General features: G+C 60.4%; 14 protein-coding genes. 5 read left to right on the top strand and 9 right to left on the bottom strand.

Annotation, left to right across the window (positions count from 1 at the left end):
- The first annotated feature begins 126 nt into the window (after nt 1-126).
- The 3 genes from CAK95_RS19420 (at nt 127) to CAK95_RS19410 (ending at nt 2,951) form a co-directional block, all read left to right on the top strand.
- Nucleotides 127-909: a GIY-YIG nuclease family protein gene (locus CAK95_RS19420; protein WP_147413462.1), complete on the top strand. Its 783-nt coding sequence runs from the start codon at nt 127-129 to the stop codon at nt 907-909.
- Between the two features lie 147 nt (nt 910-1,056).
- Nucleotides 1,057-2,130 (top strand): ComEC/Rec2 family competence protein, encoded by a 1,074-nt coding sequence (locus tag CAK95_RS19415; RefSeq protein ID WP_086089414.1) that lies wholly within the window; start codon nt 1,057-1,059, stop codon nt 2,128-2,130.
- Nucleotides 2,131-2,150: 20 nt separating this feature from the next.
- The gene (locus tag CAK95_RS19410) at nt 2,151-2,951 is read left to right on the top strand and encodes a hypothetical protein (RefSeq protein ID WP_147413460.1); all 801 of its coding nucleotides are present in this window, start codon (nt 2,151-2,153) and stop codon (nt 2,949-2,951) included.
- A gap of 93 nt (nt 2,952-3,044) precedes the next feature.
- Here the strand turns inward: CAK95_RS19410 and CAK95_RS19405 are convergent, their stop codons facing one another.
- Genes CAK95_RS19405 through CAK95_RS19395 form a run of 3 tightly spaced genes read right to left on the bottom strand, consistent with a single transcriptional unit; the run spans nt 3,045 to nt 5,221 of the window.
- Nucleotides 3,045-3,563 (bottom strand): hypothetical protein, encoded by a 519-nt coding sequence (locus tag CAK95_RS19405; RefSeq protein ID WP_086089412.1) that lies wholly within the window; start codon nt 3,561-3,563, stop codon nt 3,045-3,047.
- A gap of 34 nt (nt 3,564-3,597) precedes the next feature.
- Nucleotides 3,598-4,890 carry a type II toxin-antitoxin system HipA family toxin gene (locus CAK95_RS19400; protein ID WP_086089411.1) on the bottom strand — a complete coding sequence of 431 codons (1,293 nt, stop codon included), beginning with the start codon at nt 4,888-4,890 and terminating at the stop codon, nt 3,598-3,600.
- On the bottom strand, nt 4,880-5,221 hold the full coding sequence (locus tag CAK95_RS19395) for a helix-turn-helix domain-containing protein (RefSeq protein WP_086089410.1): 342 nt from the start codon (nt 5,219-5,221) through the stop codon (nt 4,880-4,882). Before CAK95_RS19395 ends, CAK95_RS19400 begins: the two co-directional genes overlap by 11 nt.
- A 342-nt stretch (nt 5,222-5,563) precedes the next feature.
- On the opposite strand from CAK95_RS19395, the gene CAK95_RS19390 reads away from it, so the two are divergent.
- Nucleotides 5,564-6,751, top strand: coding sequence for an anti-phage 6A-MBL system MBL-fold protein (locus CAK95_RS19390; RefSeq protein WP_245303458.1), 1,188 nt, complete (start codon nt 5,564-5,566; stop codon nt 6,749-6,751).
- Nucleotides 6,738-9,014 (top strand): anti-phage 6A-MBL system cap2_3 protein, encoded by a 2,277-nt coding sequence (locus CAK95_RS19385; RefSeq protein WP_183044157.1) that lies wholly within the window; start codon nt 6,738-6,740, stop codon nt 9,012-9,014. The genes CAK95_RS19390 and CAK95_RS19385 overlap by 14 nt, the downstream gene beginning before the upstream one ends.
- Nucleotides 9,015-9,144: 130 nt before the next feature.
- Here the strand turns inward: CAK95_RS19385 and CAK95_RS19380 are convergent, their stop codons facing one another.
- The 6 genes from CAK95_RS19380 to CAK95_RS19355 all read right to left on the bottom strand — a co-directional run bounded on the left by CAK95_RS19380 (nt 9,145) and on the right by CAK95_RS19355 (nt 22,047).
- On the bottom strand, nt 9,145-10,047 hold the full coding sequence (locus CAK95_RS19380) for a Wadjet anti-phage system protein JetD domain-containing protein (RefSeq protein ID WP_245303881.1): 903 nt from the start codon (nt 10,045-10,047) through the stop codon (nt 9,145-9,147).
- 136 nt (nt 10,048-10,183) lie between these two features.
- Nucleotides 10,184-14,530: a coiled-coil domain-containing protein gene (locus CAK95_RS19375; protein WP_086089407.1), complete on the bottom strand. Its 4,347-nt coding sequence runs from the start codon at nt 14,528-14,530 to the stop codon at nt 10,184-10,186.
- Nucleotides 14,523-15,248, bottom strand: a complete 726-nt coding sequence (locus CAK95_RS19370; protein WP_086089406.1) for a hypothetical protein — start codon at nt 15,246-15,248, stop codon at nt 14,523-14,525. Before CAK95_RS19370 ends, CAK95_RS19375 begins: the two co-directional genes overlap by 8 nt.
- Complete coding sequence (locus tag CAK95_RS19365) at nt 15,235-16,686, bottom strand: hypothetical protein (protein WP_086089405.1); 1,452 nt, start codon at nt 16,684-16,686, stop codon at nt 15,235-15,237. Before CAK95_RS19365 ends, CAK95_RS19370 begins: the two co-directional genes overlap by 14 nt.
- 247 nt (nt 16,687-16,933) lie before the next feature.
- Entirely contained in the window at nt 16,934-18,562 is a 1,629-nt protein-coding gene (locus tag CAK95_RS19360; protein WP_086089404.1) for a hypothetical protein, read from the bottom strand.
- Nucleotides 18,563-18,651: 89 nt separating this feature from the next.
- The gene (locus tag CAK95_RS19355) at nt 18,652-22,047 is read right to left on the bottom strand and encodes a TM0106 family RecB-like putative nuclease (RefSeq protein ID WP_086089403.1); all 3,396 of its coding nucleotides are present in this window, start codon (nt 22,045-22,047) and stop codon (nt 18,652-18,654) included.
- Nucleotides 22,048-22,228: the final 181 nt, after the last annotated feature.

Genomic DNA, 22,228 nt, shown 5'->3' with positions numbered 1-22,228 from the left:
CCCTGCGGTCCGTTGCAATTCAGTCTGAGCGGATTTCGGGACCGCGCTCGTGGCTTGCTCCAACCTGGCGATCTTGTGGCCATTGTCGGCACATTCGGCGCCAATACGCCCGAACAGGAACGCGGCATGATCCTCGGCCTGATGGAGCCGTCGACGGTGGTCGTCAGTTCGCTCGATTATTTCGACCTCGACGCGGTGCGCGAGGTCGATCGCGACGAACACGGCAACTATCGTTGGCCCTTCGGCCTTGAACTCCGCGCCGCCTGGCGTTTCACCGAACCCCGAACCGCGCTAGGCGACATCTCGGCACGGCAATTTCATATGGATTCCGCGCAAGGCATTGTCCCGCTGCTGCCGAACGAAGCGGACGCGATCCTTAATTTACCGCGCGAGTCTGTGCCGCTGCTCAGCCCGCTGCGCGCGAGAGTCCGCGTGGAAGGGCTTGACGCCGCCCGGCGGAGAGCCGCGCCTCGCCCATCAACGACACGCACCGGCATCATGCACCTCCGGCGCGCACCGGCCTTTACTTATGCCATGAGGCTAGAAGGTGCGACGACGTCCGCATTCAAGATCGGCTGGGCCTTTGACTGGAAGCAGCGCGAGCGGCAATTCAATCAGGCGGCCATGCCTGCGGCTGGCGGGTTGCGATACCGCACGGTCTATCACGAGATATGGGAGACGGCGTTCGATGCCTTTCGCATGGAGCAGGCCCTGCTGCGCCACTTCGACTCGGCGCGCCATCCGCAAAACCGGGAGGTCGTCTCCGCGGTTGGGGAGGATAAGCTCTTGGCGGCGTGGATTCGCTGTCTGCAGGCGACGAAACAGACCCGGCAGCTCCAGACCGAGGTTCCGGCTCGGCCTGTACAGGGTTCGAGTCCCGGATCCGGCGACGAAGTTCGGTCGATTTAATACCGCCTTCCAGGCAAACCATTGAATCTAATTGATAATTCTGAACGTTCGTGCAGCCTTAAGAACTTGTGAACCATTGCCTTGCGGCGCCGGAGTCAGAACACTACATGAACAAACTAGGGCAATTGCGCCCAAGCGGGGGAGTTCATGTTCGAAATTGATTTCCTGCCGGTCGGCAACAGCAACGGCGACGCCATTTGCGTCCAGTACAGCGTGCCGGGCGGCGTCCTCGTTCATGTGGTGGACGGCGCCTACAAGGACGTTGGCGACAAGATCGTCGCGCACATTCAGACACATTACGGCAGCTCCTACTTCATCAACCACATGGTGCTTTCGCACGCCGACGATGATCACGCGACCGGTCTGGTCGAGGTGATGAAGAAGATGAAGGTTCAGAATCTCTGGATGAACCGGCCGTGGCTGTACGCCGCGGAGACGCTTCAGCACTTCCACGGGCGCTATACGCTTCAGGGTCTGATCAACAAGATGCGCGAGCTGCATCCCTATCTTGTGGAGCTCGAAGATCTTGCGGCCAAACAAGGCACCATCGTGCACGAAGTGTTCCAGGGCGCCACGATTGGCAACTTCACGGTGCTTGCGCCGTCGCGCGCCCGCTATGTGCGGTTGGTCCCGGATCTTGAGAAGACGCCGCAGCGCATGACCACCGCGGATTCGGCCGGCAACTTCCTCCTCGAAGCGCTGCGCAAGGCACGGAACAAGTTGCTGGAGACATGGGACATCGAAACGCTTTCAAACTCCCCCGACCCGACATCGGCGTCGAACGAGACCAGCGTCGTGCAACTGGGCGAACTCGACGGGCAGCGCATCTTGCTGACAGCCGACGTCGGACCGGAAGGCCTCAACGAAGCCGCCGACTACGCAGCGCTGCTGGGCAAGCTGAAGATCCCCAACATGGTTCAGGTGCCTCATCATGGCAGCCGGCGAAACGTCACGCCGAATGTGCTCGACCGCTGGCTGGGAGGAAAGGTCGCCAGTGGCGTCACCTGCGGAAGCGCGATCTGCTCGGTCGGCGATGGCCAGCCCGAATATCCGCGCGGCCAGATCAGCAACGCCTTCTTGCGCCGCGGCTATCCCGTGTATGTGACGCGGGGCAGCACGATCATGCACCATTCCGGCAGCAGCCGTGGTTGGCCGTCGAGCACGCCCGTTCCGTTCCAGGCCGAGGTCGACGACAAGGCGGCGCCGGGTGTTGCGGCATGATCGAGCAAATGGGGTCTTCGATGCTTCGTTTCTTCGATGCCTACACCGTGAGGGCTCGGTTCATCCCCGCCATCCTCGCGGTCGCACCGGCTCTGGCCGCCCTGTTCTTGCTCGTGCCGTGGAAGGAGCTGGACCTCTACGTGGCGGTGACCACGGTGGCGATGCTGGCGCTGCTGTATGCGTTGTCCGACTGGGCACGGAAACAGGGACAGGCGCTCGAGCCGGGCCTGTACAGCGAGATCGGCGGCAAGCCGTCGGTCACGATGATGCATCGCTCTGACAACACGATCGACCAGGCCTCAAAGGATCGATACCGCGCCTTTCTTGCGGCCAAGATCGAGAAGCCGGAGCCGAGCGCGAACGACGAGCAACAGAACCCCGCCGCAGCGAATGCATTTTATGAACTTGCCGGGACGTGGCTTCGCACGCACACCCGGGATGCCAAGAAATTCCCGATCTTGTTCAACGAGAACTGCGCGTATGGCTTCCGCCGGAATTTGCTGGGCGCGAAGTGGACGGCGCTCGCATTGAACGGAATCGTCGTTGCTATTTGTGCGGCTGTGCTCGTCTATCACGGGACGCTCGACATCGGGAGCGCTGACGCGAAACGCGTTCTTGTCGTCCTGATCGTGGCTGCCGCCCATGCCCTGTATTTTCTTCTGGCCGTGAACCGGAAGAGCGTGATTGCCGCAGCGCGGACTTATGCGCGAGAGCTGATCTTGTCTTGCGAAACGCTCATCACGCCGAAAAAAGCCGCAACAAAGCCAGCAAAGAAGGCGGCAGCATCTCGCTCGAAGGCACCGCAACAGCCGTCACCCTGAACACATCAAGAGATCAGCGGCGGTCTATGTGTATGTCGCTGCCTTGCGCTCTCTTGCAAAGCGCGGTCGCACGCTCGACGCTGTGTCGGGCGCTTACTGCGCAAGTTCCTCGGCGCTCGGAATATCGATGATCTCGTGCCAATGCTTGATCAGCTTCTGATAGACGCCGGCCACTTTCGCTTGCGCGCTCTCAAGCTCTGACTTGGTCAGCACCTCACTTTCCAACGTCAGCACCCCTTTGCCCCTGACGCTGATGTGCTTGAGGTAGACTTCGAACTCTCGGGTCTCCTTGTTCACATCCATGTCGAGCGGGCCATGGGCGAACTTGTTTCGCGTCTTCACCACCTCGGCCGCTTCGCCGGCGATCCCGCGGATGATCTTGAGGATCGGCTCCGGCCGGCCGGCCTCGACCATCAGCGCTTCGAGCGCGCGGAATTTCGCATGAATCGATCCGAGCTGCGTCGTGATACAGGCGCCGCGCCGGTCCTCGACGTCGGCCAAGTACCAGATTGCAACATCGACCCAGTGCTCGAACTTCGCCCAGGTGGTGGTGATCCGGCCGATCTCGACGAGCGTCGATTCATAAAGATCGCGTTGCGGATGGCGCGCCATCTTGGTTCTCCGTCAGGCAGTCGGAATTGAAGGGTCAGGCCGGTGGTGCGGCTGGCGACATCGGGAGGCGAAAGCCAGGATAAACAAACGATCGGCTGATCGTGTTGCAGTCCGCTTCCGAGAGTCCCTCTCGCCGCGCGACCTCGTACCACTTGTTTCGAACCTGCTCTTCCATCTCCAACACGATTTTTTCGGCTTCGTCTTTTTCAAGCAGGAAGCGCATGCTTTGCGAGACGATATTTTCGGCGTTGGCATAGCGGCCAGCGTCGCCGCAGACCATGGCGAGGTCGCGTCGCTCCTCGCTGATCAACGGCGTGGGCGTGAGATCGTAGGCAGGCGAGAGCTTCCAATCCGGCGTCATCGCCATAACCGCATGATTGCGCGGGTGATCATCGGTGTTGGAGATCAATGCGTTGAAGCACATCCTGCGGAACAATTCGGCAGCATCGGCACGCGGGTTGGCCGAAATTCGCCGCAGCTCTTCAACCAGCAGAACGTAGGACCACCGGTCGCGTGTGTCGTGCCCCTCTTCGGCGCGCAGGAGTGTCAGGCCGCTGAGCATGCGGGCGCGGAGATAGCCGCCTTCTGCCCGCTCGCGATCAAATCGCTTGACCATGAGGACGTCACGGCCGCCGACGACGATCACCTTGCTCTCCGCCGTTGTGACACCGCACGCCCGTGCGAGCACGAGCATCGCATGCTCAGCGCGCGCGCTGTTCCATTTGTCGTCCTTCCTGTTGAACTTGGCGATCCATAGGCCGTCGGTGTCCTCGACGACGGCCTTCGGCCGCGCGCCGCCCATCGACGTGCCGACCAGCAGCAACTCCTCGACCTGAGCGGCTTCGGCATCGTCTGGGCGATCTTCTTCATCGATGATGGCATCGGCGATCTTCTGCAGCCGAGCGAGGCTCAGCGTCTTGTTGAAATCGCGCTTGGGCGCTGGAGGCTGCTGATTCAGTCCGAAGCCGAGCGCGCCTGCGCGGTCGTCGGGTGAGTGCAGCAGGTAGTCCATCTCGTTGAGCTGGGCTGCACCGACATGTCGCTCGATCACGCGGCGCCCCCAATAGTCCGGTCCCGCGTCGCGCAGCGCGCCGAACAGGCCTTTCATGCCGACAGTTTCGTAGGTCTGGCCGGCAAGCCTGAGTTCGATCGGATCGATCGGCACCGCGTCGGCGCGGGCGAGATAGCTACGGCCGTAGACCAGTCTGCCGATCGCAATGTCGCGCCTGTCCTTGGTGAGTTCAAACCGCGCCGCGGTGACCGGCGCGGTCTGACCGGGCAAGGTGATGTAGACGAAGCATTCCGTCGGCGTGACCTTAGAAGTCATTGTCCAATCCCTTCGGGCTACGGGCGTGGACACGATCCTGAATCAAGGCGAGACGCTGACCCTCCTCATCGAAGCGCGGATCGGCTGCATCACCAAGGCGATCGATCAGGCCGTAGGCCCACAGCAAGCCCGCATACACACCGATCTGCGTCGAGACCTTGCCTTTCTCGGCGTCCAGGATGGCACGACGGCCGGTCCCGATCTTGGCGGCGGTGGCGTCGACGGTCAGGTTGCGGCGCAGGCGGGCGGTCCGCAGATCGGCCCCTAGCTTCTTCAAGGTTCGATCGACCTCGAAGGGGGGCGCCTGGACGAGATTGTTCTTGGCAGTCATGGGCTCTTAAGGGCTCCAAATCCCGGTTTTCGTGCTCTTAAGAGCATATAGGAGGCAACTCCTTAACGGCAAGTATCTTATGCCCTTAAGAGCACCAAAAAGGTCATTCAGTGCTCTTAAGAGCACTCACCTCGAATAGGCGAGCAGCGACCAAGCCTACCGAATCGCGGAATTGTGCGGACTCCAAACACTCCCAGAGTCAATATCTTGTGGAAAAAGAATCACATTGAACCAAATATTGCGGAACTCCGATGAGTTCCTATCTCAGGTTCCAAAGCGCCGGCGACCCATCATTTTTGGGACGCACCACGTTTATAGAACAAATCCAGTACGGGAACGACCATGACCGCCTCTCTCACCTTTTTCCCTGTTTCCAACGGAGACATGGTTCTGATGTGCCTCGACAACGGTCAGCGCATCCTCATCGACATCAATATCCGCGGCAAGGCGGACGACGACGATGACGACACGCCGGACGTCGCCGAAGATCTGCGAAGTAGGCTTGAGCGGGACAACCAGGGCCGCCTCTACGTCGACGCCTTCCTGGTCAGCCATCCCCATAGCGACCACGTCGCGGGCCTGCGCAATCATTTTCATCTTGGGCCACCAGACTCCTGGGACGAAGACGACGACAAGATCCTGATCCGCGAGATGTGGTCGTCACCTGTCGTGTTCCGCCGCGCCGGCGCCAACGGCGAGTCGCTCTGCGAGGATGCCAAAGCCTGGCAAAAGGAAGCACGGCGACGCGTCGCGCTCTTCCGCGAGAACGGGTTTTCGACGGGGGAAGGCGATCGCATTCTGATCATGGGCGAGGACATCGACGGGAAGACCGACGATATTCTCGACATCGTCATCAAGCGCGATGAGACGATCGACGCCTGCAACCGGGTGGAGGACGGCTCGTTCCAGGGGCGGTTGCTGGCCCCCCTTCCTCCCATTGACGACGACGACGAGGAGACGCTGCGGCACAATCAATCGTCGGTCATCATCCGCTTCTCGCTGCGCGGTGGCGGCATCAGCGATCGTTGCCGCTTCCTGACCGGCGGCGACGCCGAAGTCGCGATCTGGAATCGGCTGTGGAATTTGCACAAGGCAGAGCGCGCGGACTGGTTCACCTACGACATCATGGAGACACCGCATCATTGTTCCTGGCGCAGTCTGAGCTTTGATCGCTGGAGCGAGATGGGCGAAGCGGTCAAGGTCGATCCTGACGCGCGAAGCGCGCTCTCGCAGACGCGCAAAGGCGCGATCATCGTGGCGAGCTGCAAGCCCATCAAGGCGGACGACGACAATCCGCCGCACGAGCGGGCGAAGCGCGAGTACGTCGACATTCTCGACGACGATGCCGACCGGTTCTTCTGCACCGACGAATACTGGAACGACAAGAAGGTCGCCTTGGAGTTCGAGGTGAAGTCGAACGGCATCGTGCGGAAAATCGGCAAGGCATCGGCTCTCGCCGCACCGGCTCTCGGCATCAGCGCGACCGCCTCGCAGGCCCGCCCGCATGGAACCGGGCATGGCGGGAAATGACTTTCGCGGCCACGCCGAACGTTTTCTTGCGGCAGCGCTTCGTCATCCGGAGTGCCGGGGCGGCCGCCTAGTATCTGTCGATGCTGGCGGCTCGCGTATTGAGCTCGATTTGAACGTCGAGATGCCGCTCCAGTTCAAGGTCGACGGCGCGAGCCCGAACGGCGTTCGCGTTGTCGAGACGGTCAACGTGAGGCTCTGGCCCAGCTACCCATGGTCATCGCCCTCGTTCTCCTTGCGGATGGACTTCCCGAGGGATCTTCCCCACGTTCAGCCAGGTCCGGTGACCGAGCCGCCGCGCCCCTGCCTGATCGATGGCAACCAGCGAGAGTATTTCTTCCAGTTTGGCCTGGTTGAGCTCGGCATCTTCAACCTCGTGCATCAGCTTATTCTCTGGCTCCAGCGCGCAGCCGAAGGCACGCTGATCCATCACGGACGAGGATGGGAGCCGACCTTACGTCGTGACCTTAACGACGTGATCGCGCTCAATGCGGAAGCTTGCCGCGCGGTCGTTGATCGCAACGGAGAATATCGGGTTTTCAAGTCCACCTTCTTCCGTAGCGGCGGGGACGGTTCGCTCGTCGACAAGCAAGGCACCACGTGGCTGGACGTCAGCCAGACTCAAGCTGCACTCAAGCGGGATGACAAGAAGCTATTCGGGCGAAATACGCGGGATGGATACTGGTTCGGCGACACGGTGAGTTGCCTCGTCTGGCCCGATAAGAAGCCGAGTGGAGACGAGTTCGTCGCTGCGGCCTACATGCCTGAGACCGTCGACACCCTGGCCCGTCTGAAAGAGCGCGCCAACGAACTTGGATGCGGTCGAGGGTTGGACGTCTTTCTCGAAAATCTCGACCGCTGTTGGCAGGGCTATGTGCTCGAGGCGCCTGTTCCAATCGGAATCATCCTCTGCGCGCGGAGGCCCGAGCATCTGGTGGGATCGGTATCCAATATCGAGTTGCTGCCTTATCTGGTGGACATCAAGGCCATGAAGGGACGCGCCGCACTCTTCGCGGCAGGTGATGCGGAGCCCGTTGTGCCGGCCATGCAGATCGATGCGACGAATCCCACGCTGTTGCGCGACGTCTCCGGCGCTCCCGAACTTGCTCCCGTGTCGATGCTGGGCTGCGGCAGCGTCGGTTCAAAGATGGCGATGCATCTCGCGCGGTCGGGCGTAACTATTAGCGCGGTCAGCGACAATGGAATGCTTCGACCGCACAACATGGCGCGACACGCGCTGGCCCGTGCATCGTTCGCCGGTTCAAAGGCAAAAGAGCTCGCCAGTGAGCTCGGGCTGCTCGGACAATCGCCCGCGGTGCACGACGGCGATCTGGTCGCCGACCTTCCCAAGAACGAGCAGCGCAAAATGTTTCTGCCGAAGGACGCGCGCTATGCTGTCAATACCACGGCATCGCTCGCCGTCCGTGAAGCTCTCTCAACGATCGGATCGAAGCAGGCCAAAGCCCGGTTTGCTGAAGCGGCACTCTTCGGGCGCGGCGATGGCGGTTTCCTGCTGTTTGAGGGTGCTGCCCGCAATCCAACGCTTTGCGACCTGACCGACGAGCTCAACGCCACGGTGACGGACGACCGGGTCCGCAAGCTGTTGTTTGACCCTGAATTCGGCCTGACGGAAATTCAAATCGGTCAAGGATGCGGATCGCTCACCATGCCGATGACCGACATGCGTCTGTCCGCGATGACGGCGGCACTCACTGAAGAGCTTGTCGGCCTGATGCAGGCCGATGAGGATCCGGGATGCATCGTTGTCGGAACAAGAGCTGAAGGATCGTCCAACACTACCTGGACGCACGAACGCGTCGCTCCCTTCGAGGTCGTGACCATTGAGGGTCCGCAGGGATGGACCGTTCGGGCCTCCTCACGTGTCATGACCAAGATCGCAGAAGAGGTGGCGCGCTATCCTACCGTGGAGACCGGGGGAGTCCTGATCGGCACATGCAGCGCACGCCTGAGAACGATCATCGTGGTCGACTTGATCGAGGCCCCGCCGGACAGCGAGCGCTCAGCGACCCGCTTCGTGCTGGGGACCGCCGGCTTGAAAGCTGCCATCAAAGTGCGGCATCGAGCCAGCGGCGGGACGCTTTTCGACGTCGGTACATGGCACTCGCATCTGGCGGATCAAGGCCCTTCCGCGCTCGACCGCGCCACGGCTCGGCAGCTCGCGGCGGAACGACCACCTCCCTCTGTGTTGCTGATCCAGGCTCCCACACGCCTCTACGCTCTTATGCATGATGGAGCGATAAAATGAGCGGAGACGGCTGCGTAGCCTAAACCGGTACGCTTTCCTGCCGTTGATCTGATTGTTATCGGTCTGATCAGGCGGCTGATTGTGGCGGTATCCGTCTCAAGTCATGTGCAGGTCAAGCAAGCAGACGCGTTCAACGTGGATGAAATGGACTCTCGCCAGCGGTGAGCACACGCGTACCTAGAGATTCTTGCGGGATTCGATGTCCGTCGGCGAATAGAGATTCGACCGCGCCCCGCAGATCTTCCGGAAGCCAGGCGAGATCGGCTAGCGTAGCCCTTTCATTCGGGCGAAGGGCCGTTCGCGCACCTCGGTTTAGAAGCCACGCATAGAGAGACGCAGCAGGCTCAAGCGGCAACCCACCGCGCTGAGCACGGCGCTCCGCTGCTCGGCTCGCAATGCGCAGCCCCGCGGGGTCGAGATCGCCAAAGTAGAAAAGCCCTTCGGCCCGGAAACGATTAATCAACTCATCGATAAACATCTCATCGTAGGCCAGACTCTTGCCGTGACCGCCGCCGGCATAGGCGACGGCGGCGTAGCGTCCCGCACCGCGGTTCCAGGCGGAGAACGAGGCCCATGTGTCGTTGTTCTCAACAATGAGGATCGGCTGGCCGCGCGCAGTTGCGGGTCCCGCTTCGAACGGCAAAGGAATGGGGCATAGACGACAACCAAGTGAAGTGAGACTGACTTGCCCGAAGAGATTGGTTGTGCCGCCGCGTAGGTGATCGAGCCGCTTCTCGTCGCCGAAAATTTCTAGTGAGCGTTCTTTGATCGGCACGATGAGGCTCAAATCGGGATCACTTTTGAGCCACTCGTTGATGCGCTTCGCCGATTCCAACCGCAACCGGTTGCGCTCCCCTGCTGCAAAACTAAGCAATGGATGCCAAGCATAGCCGGCGATAACGACGGGTGGGCGTGGTTGTCGTTGCCCGGCGAGCATAACAAATCCCGGCAGGGCCGCGCCGCCGGCGCGGTCCCAGCTTCGTCTTTGCTTGGGAAGAAGTATCTCTCCCGTATCCGCGGCATTGAGGAGCACCTCAGCCAAGCGGGTGCGCCGATCCGGCTGCTCGGCAAGCTCGGGGCATGCCGAGGCGAATTCCCGGCGGAGCATGTCTAACGGGATACGCCTTCGCCCCGTTTTCTTGAGAGCGCGTACAAAGCGACGCGCGGCCTCAGGCGGCACGCTCGTCCCCCTTCAGGAGATAGTCGCCGGAGCGCACCCGGATGTATTTCGGCTGGCCATCCAACAGCACGCGCTCGCCCTGCACCAAACGCGTAATTGCGGGGAACATGTTGAGAACGTGCTTGTCCTCGCTACACGTCGTCACGAACAGCTGAATGTCCAGTAGGTCCGCCATCGTTTTCTGCAACACAATGTGCTCCATCATGTTGGACATGCCGTACGTATTGTCGAGCATCAAGAAGCCGCCCGACGCTGCGTTCTTTCCGTCTGTACGCTCGTCCATCGCCAGCTTCTGGATCACCGTATAGAGCATCATCGCAACGGTTACGCCCTCACCGCCTGACAGACCCATACGGTCCACGCGCATATACGGCTGGATTGCATCTCGCTTGGGCTTGAGAATTTCGATCTCAAGCGCACGACCGGCGTGTACACGATTCAGCAATTCGGCAGCCAGGACGGCACCATCTGAGGGAACACGTCCGGTCTGTACCTGCTCGTCCAACCAGATCGAGAGTTGGTTGCGTACCATTTCGACTGGCACGTCACGCAGGCGCCGCTTGATCTTCAAAATGCGCTCGCCGCCGTAGAAGGCAATGTGGTCCGGAATCTTCGAACAGCGAGCAGCGCGCAGCAGGAGATCATCGGCGTGTATGACATGGAGCCGAAGCTGTTCCAGACACGCATTTTGGTCCCGCATCTGATTTTCGATCTCGCTGCGGACAATTCCGATGCGCTCGGTGATACGTGCTTGAAGCGTCTCGCGCTCCGCTCCCGCCGAGCGGTGCGAGTAACGGCGCAGGTGATCGGCGACTTGAGGTTCAAGACGGCGGAAGCTTTCGCTTTCAATCAGTTGGCGAATTTGCTCGAAACATGCTTCGGCCTCGTCGTCTAGCCGGCTGATTGTGGCACGCGTTTCTCCGATCCGGCTGATAACCTGATCGAGCGCAGGCTCGAGCTCATCATGATTCAGGCTTAGGTCTGGCAATTCGTCCCGGCTCGCTTCGGGGAGGTGCCCTTCAGCCCGCTTGGCAAGCGCTTGGACGCCGGTCAGCTTGCCTTTGATGTCAGCATGGCGCGTGCGCAAACCCGAATGCTCGCGTTCCATGTTGCGAATTTCAATTTCAAGCGCCTCTCCCTGTTGCTCACGCAGCGCAGCTTCATTGGCGCACAGTTCGGCTGGCGCTTGCGCGAATTCCGGAACCGGAATGGGTTTTAGACCGCTTTTCTTTTCAGCCCGCTCGATCTTCCCACTGACGGGACCAAGCGCCGATTGAGCCGACGTTAGCGTCGCGTCTGCCTGGACGACGGCCGCGCGGCATTCCAAGTCATTCTGATCCGCTTCCTTGATTGCACGCGCAAGATCGGCGACAGCGCTAAACGGCCCAAAATCGGCCGGCCCTAATCCGTCGCTGGCCTGCGCGTATTCCTGTTCAAATTTAAAAATGCTCTCTTTCACTGCCGAGAGCTGGAGCGAAACTGTCGCCTGTTGCGCGTCCCGCTTGCTGGCGAGGGCATGTTCAGCCGTTTTGTATTGGCTGCGCAGATCGTCAAACGTGCCCGTTCGATCGGCGGCCGCACCGTCCGTCTCCGGATAGTGCGCCTTGTCGGATCGGCGTGCGTTTGCATCGGCGCGAAGCGCCACCGCACGGCCCCCGGAATCGGTCGCCGCCGCGCGCGCTTTCACGGCAGCGCCGCGAGATTTCAGCGCGGCATCCTGCTGTTGCTGCTGTTCAGCAGTTGCCACCGGAATGCGCGCGGACATTTCGGAGATATCAACATACCGACGTAAGAACTGATCGACAGCCTGTGTCGCCATTTTCAGCCGGCTGATTCCATCGGTAAGCTCATGCAGACGGTCGCGGAATTGCGCGCGCTCTTGCGCAATCGCCTTTTGCCGGGCAATGGCATCCTTGACCTGCTGATCCGCGCGCTCCTTATCGGACTTAAACTGCTCGCAACGGCGCAATATGTCGTCAGGGCGGTCATCGCGATAGTTCTTGTGAAGCTCGCGGAGTTGATCGACGAGCGTGCCAATCGCCTCGATCTGTGCCACACAGGACGCAAGCTCCGCTTCCTTGGCTGACAAAGCATCCGCAAGCCGGGACTTTTCTTCCGCAGCCGCCTGTTTGTTAACGCGCGCCGCGCTGAAGGGGCCAAAGACGATTCCCGTATCCGTGGCAGACGTGGCCGTGGTCTGCAGCGTCGCTTCAGAGACGACCACCGGGCCCTTGAGTTTCAGACGGCCATCACTTGCGAGCGTCGACAGGCGCTTGCGGTCAAGGCGCGCAACGAACACGCCGCCAAAGCGTGCCGGATCATCGCGCAACAGCGCCAATGCTTCGTCGGCATCCGGCTTGAACTGCGCCAGATAGTGTTCTGCCGGCTGCGCATCGACAATACCGGCCTCCTTAAGGGCTTGGGCGACCACAGCGACATCGGCCGGCACGGACGATACGCCTTCAGCGTCGAGAAAACTAAGCTCGCCTGCGATCGCCTCGCGCTCGGTCGCAAGCTTGCGGTGCACTTCTTCGGATAACGTCCGCGCGGCGCGCGCGCGCTCCGGCAAATCCGGTCGATATGGGTCTTTGGATTCGCCAGCCAGTATTGCGGCAAGTACCTCGCTGGCAAGAATGGCCTGCTCCAAAGTCCGGCCAGCCTCGCCGAGCTTTGCGAGACGCGCAGCCTCCTCTGCGCAGCGGCGCGAATCCGCAAGTGCCGCAGTGCGGAGGCCTTCAAGATCGCGCGCTTCCTTTTCTCGCTGCTCGTCTTGCAATTCGGTATCGGCGACGGCATCGCCTTGAACCTTCAATTCGCTATCGATGCGCGCCAACGCCGCAGCAGGACTTTCTGCCGCGCGAAGGGCACCCTGACGCTCGAGCTCCTTGCGCTCGCGGTCATGCTCCGCCACCCGTGCGGCGAGACGTTCGACTTCGGCCTTCAACTCCTGTGCGCGAATGCTCGCCGCACGATCCTCCTCGGCGTGCGCTTCAGCCAGCTGATTTGCCTCTTGGGCCCGCTGTTCGTAGATATGGGCATCACGCTCGGCCTCGGCAGCCAGCTGATCCAATAAGGCATGAAGATTCGCTCCGGCGCGCGCAAGGAGTGCACGGTCAGGAGCAAGATCCCGATCGATGCGATCCAACTCCGCCTCGAAGGCTTCTCGCTGTCCTTGCGCCGACGATAGTTTGCGACCGATATCAGTGGCGCGCGCCGCTTGGAGTCTGCGACTTGCGGCTGCTGAGCTGTCTTTTGCCCGTTCTACTGCCGCCTTGGCATCGCTAAATCGCCGGTCGGCAGCAGCCTTCTCCAGAAAGAGAACCTCTCCTTGGAGCTTGCGCTCGCGGGCGCGAGCGTCTTCGACACCCTGCCCCTTGATAGCCAATTCTCCGCCGACGATCTCCCATTCCACTTCCAGCTTGGTCTGATCGATCTTGAAGCGGGAAAACAGACGGCCGAGCCGCTTGAAGTCGTCGGCACGCTCGGCTTCGGCGGCTTCCAGAGCTCCGGCGGCGGAAATGAACGGCGTGAAGCCATCTGCAAGCTGCGTAAGAACCTTAAGCTGGTCCTTTCGCTGCGGCAGGCCGCGGATTTTCGTAAGTCCCGTCTCCAACGCCTGCACGACACTGTCGGCGGCATCCGGCGGAATCATAAAAGCGAATATCTTTTCGAGAAATTGTTGCTCGGACTTGAAATCGAGAAATGCCGCACCGATGCCGCCCTCTGTGCCGCAGAACCGGCGTTGCACTTCGATGACTTTCAGCTCCACCCCGAGTTCGGAGGTCAAATGCTTGCGCCATGCAGTGAGCGAGTCGGTGGAAAAGAATGTCGGCTTGCTGCGCATATCGCGCGCCCAACGCGTGAAGTCATCGAGCGAGCGCAATGGCGTGTCACCCGACAGCCCGCGAAAGGGCAACGTATCCAATGAGGCGTCAGCGTCGGCCTGGAATGCAAAGAACCGCCGGTGTCCCGGTTCTCCATCATCTCCCTTCGAAGCAGGCGTGAGCCAAAATACCTGGCCGATGACATGACGCACCGGTTTATTGTTCACGCCGGGTTTGATCAGCTCAAGCGCGACCACGCCAAGGCGTCCCGGCATGAAATAATGCTCGATCCTGTGCTGGCGGTTGATTTCCGTGCGCAGAAACTTGCGACGATCCGGCTCGAAGATGCTGAACAGGAGCGCGAGGATCGTGGTTTTTCCAACGCCGTTGGGCGCGTGAATAACGTGATGCAGTGCCGAACCGGTCGCGTCTGTCGGCTTGATCAGAAGCTCCTCAAACACGCCATCGACATAACCGCAGGCGTCCAGATATGCGCGACTGATCTTAAGCATGAGCATTCTCCCTCGCCTCACTGGCGCCGCGGGCCAGATCGAGAAGCGGCACGGAGGCATGCTCTGCGAGCATCATCCGAAAACGCGGCGTGGCAACGTAAAGATGGTTTCCGTCTTGACGCTCATCGACCGCCACGAAACCCGTTTCAAAAAGATGATTGAGGACCAGCCCGACAAGGCCATGCAGGTGGCTACGTGCCGTCCGTCGCGCATCCTCGACGATCTCGGGTAATGCCCGGATATATTGCCAGCCCTTTCGCCAGCGTGCAGCTGCCGCATCGCCCGTACGATCCTGCGATTCCAACGCCTGACATAGCTTGGTCAGACGATCTCTGATCTCGGACAATGTCGCGCTAGGCGACATGATCTCATCGCTGTCGAGCGCATCTTGTACCGGATAAAAGGTCGCGCACGCAGCCACCAACACGAGCGCCACAACCGCAGCGTCGTCATTTGAAAAGTTCCGGCGGAAGCGCGAGATCGTATAGGCGAAGACGGACTCCATTTCCGTACCCAGCACAATGCCCGTGCGCGCGTTCACACCAACCACCCGCAGCTTCAGACCTTCGGCGACGGAAGCGACAATGGCCTTGAAACCTCCGTCATCCATCCAACGACGGACCAGATCGCGGTATTCTGGATGTGCTTCGGGCAGCGCACGCGGATGCAAGCCCCATTCGACAAGTCTCGAGGCGTCTTTCACGTCATTGGGAAGCATGAACTCCTCCGCCCGTGGCGCGCGAGAATCTCACATCGGTGCCCTCAACGAACCCCGCATCGAAACGCGTGCTCAAAATCGACGCGCCGCCGGCAACGTCTGTCGTGCGCGGATCGATCGCCTGTTCCAGGATAAGAAAAAGACAGCGTTGAAAGGCTGCGTCATCAGGTCGATCCGAGGCCGCCCGCGATAAAAGCTCACCGAGGGTGATGGCTCCCGTCGCGAGGATGGTCGCGCGTGCAAATTGTTCAGCCCGCGTGATGGTTGCCTCGTCGAAAGGCAATTCCAGCCCCACGGTAGGATCATCGAATTCAATGATCGGATCGAAGACGCCCGCCTCTTCAACATCCGGCTCGAATGCGGCAACCGCGGCTGCGATGTCGAGGACAAGCGGCGGCAGCGTTCCGGAAATCGCGCCAAAAACACCGGATGCATTCTCAATCAAGAAGTTCGCCGGAGCCCGCAACAAAGGATCGAGAATCTCATTTTCGAGATCGGGCAATCGCGCCAAGGGCCGCAGCTTGAGGGTGTCAGCCTGGAGGTGCAAATATTCATCTGCCGTCTTCTGCACCACGACGATGAGCTTGCGGTGACGCGTTTGCACATCGAGCAGCAGCGTGCGGATGCGCGAGAGATGGCGGCGGTCCGTCTCATCCGTTACATCAGCCGCCGTATCGCTCAATTGGGCCAGCATGGCGCCCTCGCGCATGATGGACGCATCCAGCAGACTGCGCGCCTCCTCCATCTTCGGGCCAAGCTCCTCATGCCACATGACCTTGAGGATGGCGCGGCGCGCTTCCGCCATAAGCAGCCGGATCGCTTCGGCAAGACGAATACTGTTGGTTCTCGTCCGTTCGGCCGCAGACGCCGCATGATCGTAGAGTCCCCGCTTGAGAAACTCTCCAACGATGATCTCGCTGACCTGCGTCGCTGTGAGTGGATCGTGCGCCAGCAAGCTGAGATGGATTTCAATCGCTTCCTGGGTCAGCCGGTAACCCACCGTCCCGTCCGGGAGCGGCTCCGCTCGCAGCAATGCGAATTCGAAAAAGACCCCCTCAGGCTGATCTGGATCGAACAGACGGACCTTGAAGCGCGCGCGGCGGTCGCGAGCGTTGGTCAAGCCGTCGAACACATGCTCTGCCAGCGCGGTCGCATCCGGGTCAGAGAGATTTCGCGACTGAAGCCGTGCCAAATCCGCAAGATATTCAATCAGCTCTGCGCGGCCCGCCGTTCCGCCGGCGCCCATTCGGTCGATCAGCAATTCGATGGCGGCAAGAGCCAGATAGCGCATGTCCACGCGCTCCGCCGTCTTGGCGGAGACGTGCAGCATTCCTTTGTTGTCTTCGGCCCGCTGCAGGGGCGCAATCAAGGACAGAGCTCGCAGATGGCTGGTCAGGCGCGGCGCAGCATCGGCGGAAATGAAACGCTGGTCGGACATGGACGCATTCGATTTGTCTGTGGATCGCCCCTGCAGGCATTACGGAGTGCAACTTTTGATGCGCTTTTCCCCTGGTGAGCACACACCAAGATTGAGGCGGGGTCTACCCGCACCAAATCAGGAGCTCTGGCTTGTCCCGGAACCCAAAGTATGGAACAATTAGAGAACAAATGCAAACCCAACGGCCGCCAGCCGTGGCGGCCGTTCCCCTCCGGACGACGCAATGCGCCCCTCCTCTGGACGGGTCTCAGCCCCTCAGGCGATCGGCAAAACGCTTGAGATCAACCCGATCCTCATCCATCAAAAAAAAGCCGCGAGCCGGATAATCATTGGTCCCGCCGGCGAGAACGCGCCGTCCGTCGATCTGCGAGACCATATAAGCAAAGGCCGGATTGAAGCGTCTAAGCGGCCATCCCGTCGCTGCATGCAATTCTTCGACGCCTACCGTGTTGCTCCTGGCAAGCGCCAAGTCCACGAGCGTAACCACATCCGACGCCGGGTCAGTCTTTATCGCATGCGGATCGAAAGTGATGAACAGCTCGGCGGCGACGCGTATCCGTAGAATGCGTTTGGAGATTACGGCGCTCGTCCGCAGATAACCGTCCTTCGCAAGCTCGGCCACGGCGAACGCCAACTCGTCCATGCTGGAATCCGGAAAGGCCTTCGTCAGTTCCTCTTCGGCGATGAAATCACCGAGGCCTTTTTCTGATCGTTCCGCAACCCATAGTGCAATGCGTACGGCCAGCTTGCCTAATTTTCCGACCCTCAATGTCGCCGGCTCCTTCGCTGGAGGCGCGATAATCGGCTTTACAGGCGGCACATCGCGGCTTGGAGGCAGCGCGCCGCTCGCAAGCCACGCATCGATGTGGTCGACGGTCATTTTGCAGATGTCCGCGAACTGAAGAATGTCCTCGCCAACCAAGGGCACCGTTTCGCCAAGGCGCGCATCAGCCGCGTGCTCGGTGAACATCGCATCGGCAATCCCGAGATTATGCCCAATGACATGACGCTTCTGGATATTCAGCGTGAGCACAGCAAGCGCATCAACACTCAGGCTTCCGAATGGATCGAAGCCGAATTCGGCGAAACGCTTCCGGCCCCGCTCGATGTTCTGGAAAGCATTTCCGACTGGCTTCACCTCGGGCGCGTCTGCGGGCCGCGTCGTGAGCTTGTAGAGATAGACGGTTTTGAGAGTTGCCTCGAATGCGGTCAGGACATCCTCATGCGCATTGCCGAGCAGCCGGTAAGCCAGTTCCCCCTGCTCTGCACCCAGCTTGCCGGCCATCTCCACTTGCTCCCGCACGAGCATCGCCTCGCGGGCGAAATGCAGATGGATGTTCGGCGCTCCGCAATCCGGGCAGAACAGCGAGATCGCAAAGACCCCGTAATCGCGGCCGCATTCGTCACATACCAACTCGCGCAGCAAATCGCGGCGCGCGAAACGGGGTCGAGGTTTCGGATGCGGCTGCGGACCCGGCTTGATCTTGACGAACTTATTCCCGGCGAATTTGCGCCCAAGATCGGCGAACATGCCATGAAAGGCCTCAGCGACGTCGGCCGCAGCGGCGTGCGCGACCACTTCCTGCGCTGCCGCTACGTCGTCCGGATGTGTGAAGGCATCGTCTTCATCCAATGTGCCGCTATACGGACAGATTGTGCCGGGCGTTCCCGGCATATGGGACATACGCGCGCTCATGGTTTCCGGGAGAGCGAAGCCTTCCACCCGGTCGCCAAGCAGAAAAAGTCGCGGATGCGCATTTTCGTTCGGTGAGTACCGATAGACACGGCCGTCCGGCGTTTTCGGCAGGGGAATTCCAAGCTGCATGTCGCTGCCGACCCCGCCGATCCTGTAACTCTCCAAATTCTTGAAGCGCATGGGTCAACATCCGCCTGGTCATTGAATCACGTCGCATAGCCGATTGTACCATGGTCAGGCAGCAACGGCCGATATTCTTAGCCCGCGCGTCATATTGCCTGCGCCATCTCCAAGTAACGGCAGAAGGCATTCGCAAGCTGCATCTGCTGCGGCGTACGGCATTCCGCTTCGAACAGCGACGGCGAGCCGACAAGGATGCAAACGCAGCGCGCCCGCGACGTGGCGACGTTCAAGCGGTTGGCGCTGTAAAGAAACTCCATACCGCGCGGCGCGTCCGCGTGGCTTGATGTGGTCATTGAATAGATGACGATCGGTGCTTCCTGCCCCTGAAACTTGTCGACGGTGCCGATCCGCGCACCCGGCAAGCGATCTTGCAATTCGAACACTTGCGCGTTGTACGGCGCAATAATCAGGATGTTGTCGAGTGCAACAGGAGCCTCTTCTCCGTCCGGTCCTATCCATGTCGCCTTCGATGCAAGGATCTCTTCGACCAAGGCCTTGATAACGTCCGCTTCCTCAGGGCTAGCGCTTTGATTGCCTTCATGTTCGACCGCTAGGTAGCGCAAGCCAGAGCCATTCACGCCGCTTTGTGATTTGATCGCCTGTTGCTGCAGGCCGGGTTTCGACCGCAGCCTGTCTTCGTAGAACAGCTCAGAAGTGAACGAACATATCTCCGGATGCAGCCGCCATGTTTCTTCCAGGAACAGCCCGCGGTCGGCAGTGACGGTGGCATGTTCGCCCAGGATGTGCTTGAGCGCCGATACGTCCGTTCCTTCCGGGTGACTGCCTTGCAATGGCTGTTCGAGTTGGCGCGGGTCGCCGAGCAGAACGACCGTCTTTGCCGCGTGCGACACCGCCAGGACGTTCGCGAGCGACATCTGCGCCGCCTCATCAACGAACAATACATCAAGGGCTTCGAAAGCTTCCGGGCGAGCCCATAGCCACGACGTTCCACCGGCCACCGGACAATCGGGCCCGAGCGAAGAGAAGATTTTGGCGTTGTCGGTCGTAAACCGGATGCCGGGAACGTCGTCCGCCTTTTCCGATAGCTTCTGGATGCTCTGAATTGGCTTGCCGCTCTGCTTGCACGCGCGCTGAATCTCATCCAGCAGATTGCGGATGACTTTATGGCTGTTCGCGGTGATACCGACCTTCTTTCCCGTTGCAACAAGGGCGCAAATCATGCGAGCGCCGGTGTGCGTCTTACCCGCGCCCGGAGGTCCTTGAATGGGAAACACACAAGGCTCGAATGCCGGCGAGATGCGAACCGCTGCACTGAGCGTCGTCTCATCCACGTTTCTGATCGGCTGCCCACCGATCTTCGGCGCATCGAATAGAAGGAGATCGCGCGCCGCCTGATAGCGTCCCGGCCCCTTCATTCCATTTGCGATGACATATTCGGCGATACGCACGAGGGCTTCTGCCTGCTCCTCTGTTCCAATCACCTTATGCGAGAAAATTGCCTCCGGGTGCAGTGAAGCCGAATCCTGCCGCTTCTTGATGTCCACCGTACGGTCGTCAAGAGAGATCGCGTTAACTTTGCCAAACGGCTTCCCTCCGACCGCACGCAGATCTTCATCGCCGCGCAGCTCCGTTTCCTGCGCCGGGAAGCTGTAGCGGTGAATAGGCGCTTTTGCTGTTCCTCCAACATTGCCGGCGAACGTCAGGCCGGAGATCGCAGCACGCTCGTCGAGCAACTCCTCTGCGGACAGAGCCGACAAGCGGAAATACTCCCACCAGGTCGCCTTTATCTCGCGGCCGTGGAAATCCAGAACATTGCCCAGAAGCCAGCGTGCATGTTCATCCGGTGTCCGGTCCGTCACATCGACCGGAGCCACTTGCGTCAGGCTTTGGACGAGCGGAGCAATACGCTGCTGCCATGCGGTGAGCTTTTCGCTTGCGTCTCCGCTCTTGGGCTCGGGACGGTCTATTGTCGCGCCTCCCGTGAGGAGCTCGGCGCGCAATCCTTCGAGCCAATCACGCAATGCCCATGCCGATAAACAATCATCCTTGTTGTAAGCGTCGACGACCTTGCGATCGGCATCTTCTATGCCCTGCACATCGCCGAGCTCAAGGCAGGCCTGGACCTTGGCAAGTATCTTTCCGGCGTCGGACAAATCTTGCGCGCGCTTGTATTCGTAAAGCGGCTCCAGCTTCTTGATGGAATAGCTCTCGACGCTGGCGCGAATGCTGTGGCGGATCACGGCGAACAGATCGACAAGCACGCCGCCGCGCAGCAAGCGATCGATTTCCTCTTCCCGCGCTGCGTATCGGCCCATAAGGCGCTTCAAGGCGGCCGGTTCGTACGGCGCGAAGTGATAGATGTGCAGGCCCGGATATGTTTTGAGGCTCTCAAAGACGAAATCGACGAAGCGTTCAAAAGCAGCTTTTTCATCGGCCCGGGTGAACGACCATTCCGCGCGATGCTGCGCTTGTCCGCTTTCGTCCTGATAGGCATAGCCGAACAAGAATTCGAGCCCGCCGCCCCGCACGAAGGGATCGCCTTCGAGGTCGAAGAAGATGTCTCCCGGCGACGGTTCGGGCAGACAACAAAGCCCGAACCCGGGCTGAATCGGCAAGGCCTCATGGATGACCTTGCCTTCCGTCCGTCCCTTGACCTGCAGTCGCGCCTGCTCGCGAATTTTCTCGTAGCTCTGAGCGGCGCCACGATCCGGCTTCCACGGCCAGGGCAGAACAACTTCCGCCAGCGTCGCGGTCGTGCCGACATCATGGCGTCTCAATTCGCCAATCTGGCTTTTCGAGATTCCGGCGACGAGCGAGAGGTGATCGTCCTTTCGTCGCTTCTCATCGCAATGTCGCCGCCATCGGCAGATGTCGCAGTGCGGGTTCGGTTCGGGATAGAGATCGTCGGCCGTGCCATTGTCGACCGACTGTTCAAGACTGCGGCGCACGCGCCGGTAATAAGCCGAATAATCTGTCGTCCGATAGATTTCCGGCTCGAAGCCTGTCTCCGGGGTAACGACGTAGCTGAATTCGGGCAGTTTCTTCTGCATCGATGCGAGCAGCTCCGAATACAATGAAAGCTGCAAGACTGTGCCGCCCTTCGTCTCCTTGGCAAGCTTGGTGTCAACGACTTCATAAGACCAGGCGCCAAAGACGCTTGGCTTCTCGACGCGGCGAAGCACGTCAGCCCGCCCGCTCCATACGCCATCCTGAAGGGCGGCCTGGACAACGATGGATGCACCGCCCTTCATGGCGGCGACGGTCTTATTGACGGCATCCTTTTCGACGCCGATTCCGCCGATCAGGCGTATCTCATCTCCCTTCCCTTTGAGATGATCGATGTAAGCCTTTTCATGCTGCGCACCGCGTTCTGCCAGGACTTCCAGGACAGGATCCCAAACGGACGGCTTCGCGATCTCGCCGCGCGCGGTAGAGAGATCGAGCGCTGTCAGGTAGCGGCAGTTGAGATGCCCCACCAGGTCGCTCGCCGTAAGATGGACCGTTTCCCCGTCCTTGCGCATGAACGCCACGCTAGTGCAACCGGGGCGTGCTCCGCAACACGGCATTGAACTTTTCGGCTAATTCATGTTCCTGCGTCGCAATACGCGACGTATTCACTGCGGCCACCGCCATGCCCGTATAATCTTTGGACGCGCTCGGTCAGCCTATTTGCTCGTGGAAAAGACGACGTCCTGCGCGTCG

This window comes from Pseudorhodoplanes sinuspersici (assembly GCF_002119765.1).
Classification (GTDB): Bacteria; Pseudomonadota; Alphaproteobacteria; order Rhizobiales; family Xanthobacteraceae; genus Pseudorhodoplanes; species Pseudorhodoplanes sinuspersici.
The sequence above is the reverse complement of the archived record's forward strand: the minus strand, read 5'-3'. Positions and strand labels throughout refer to the sequence as shown.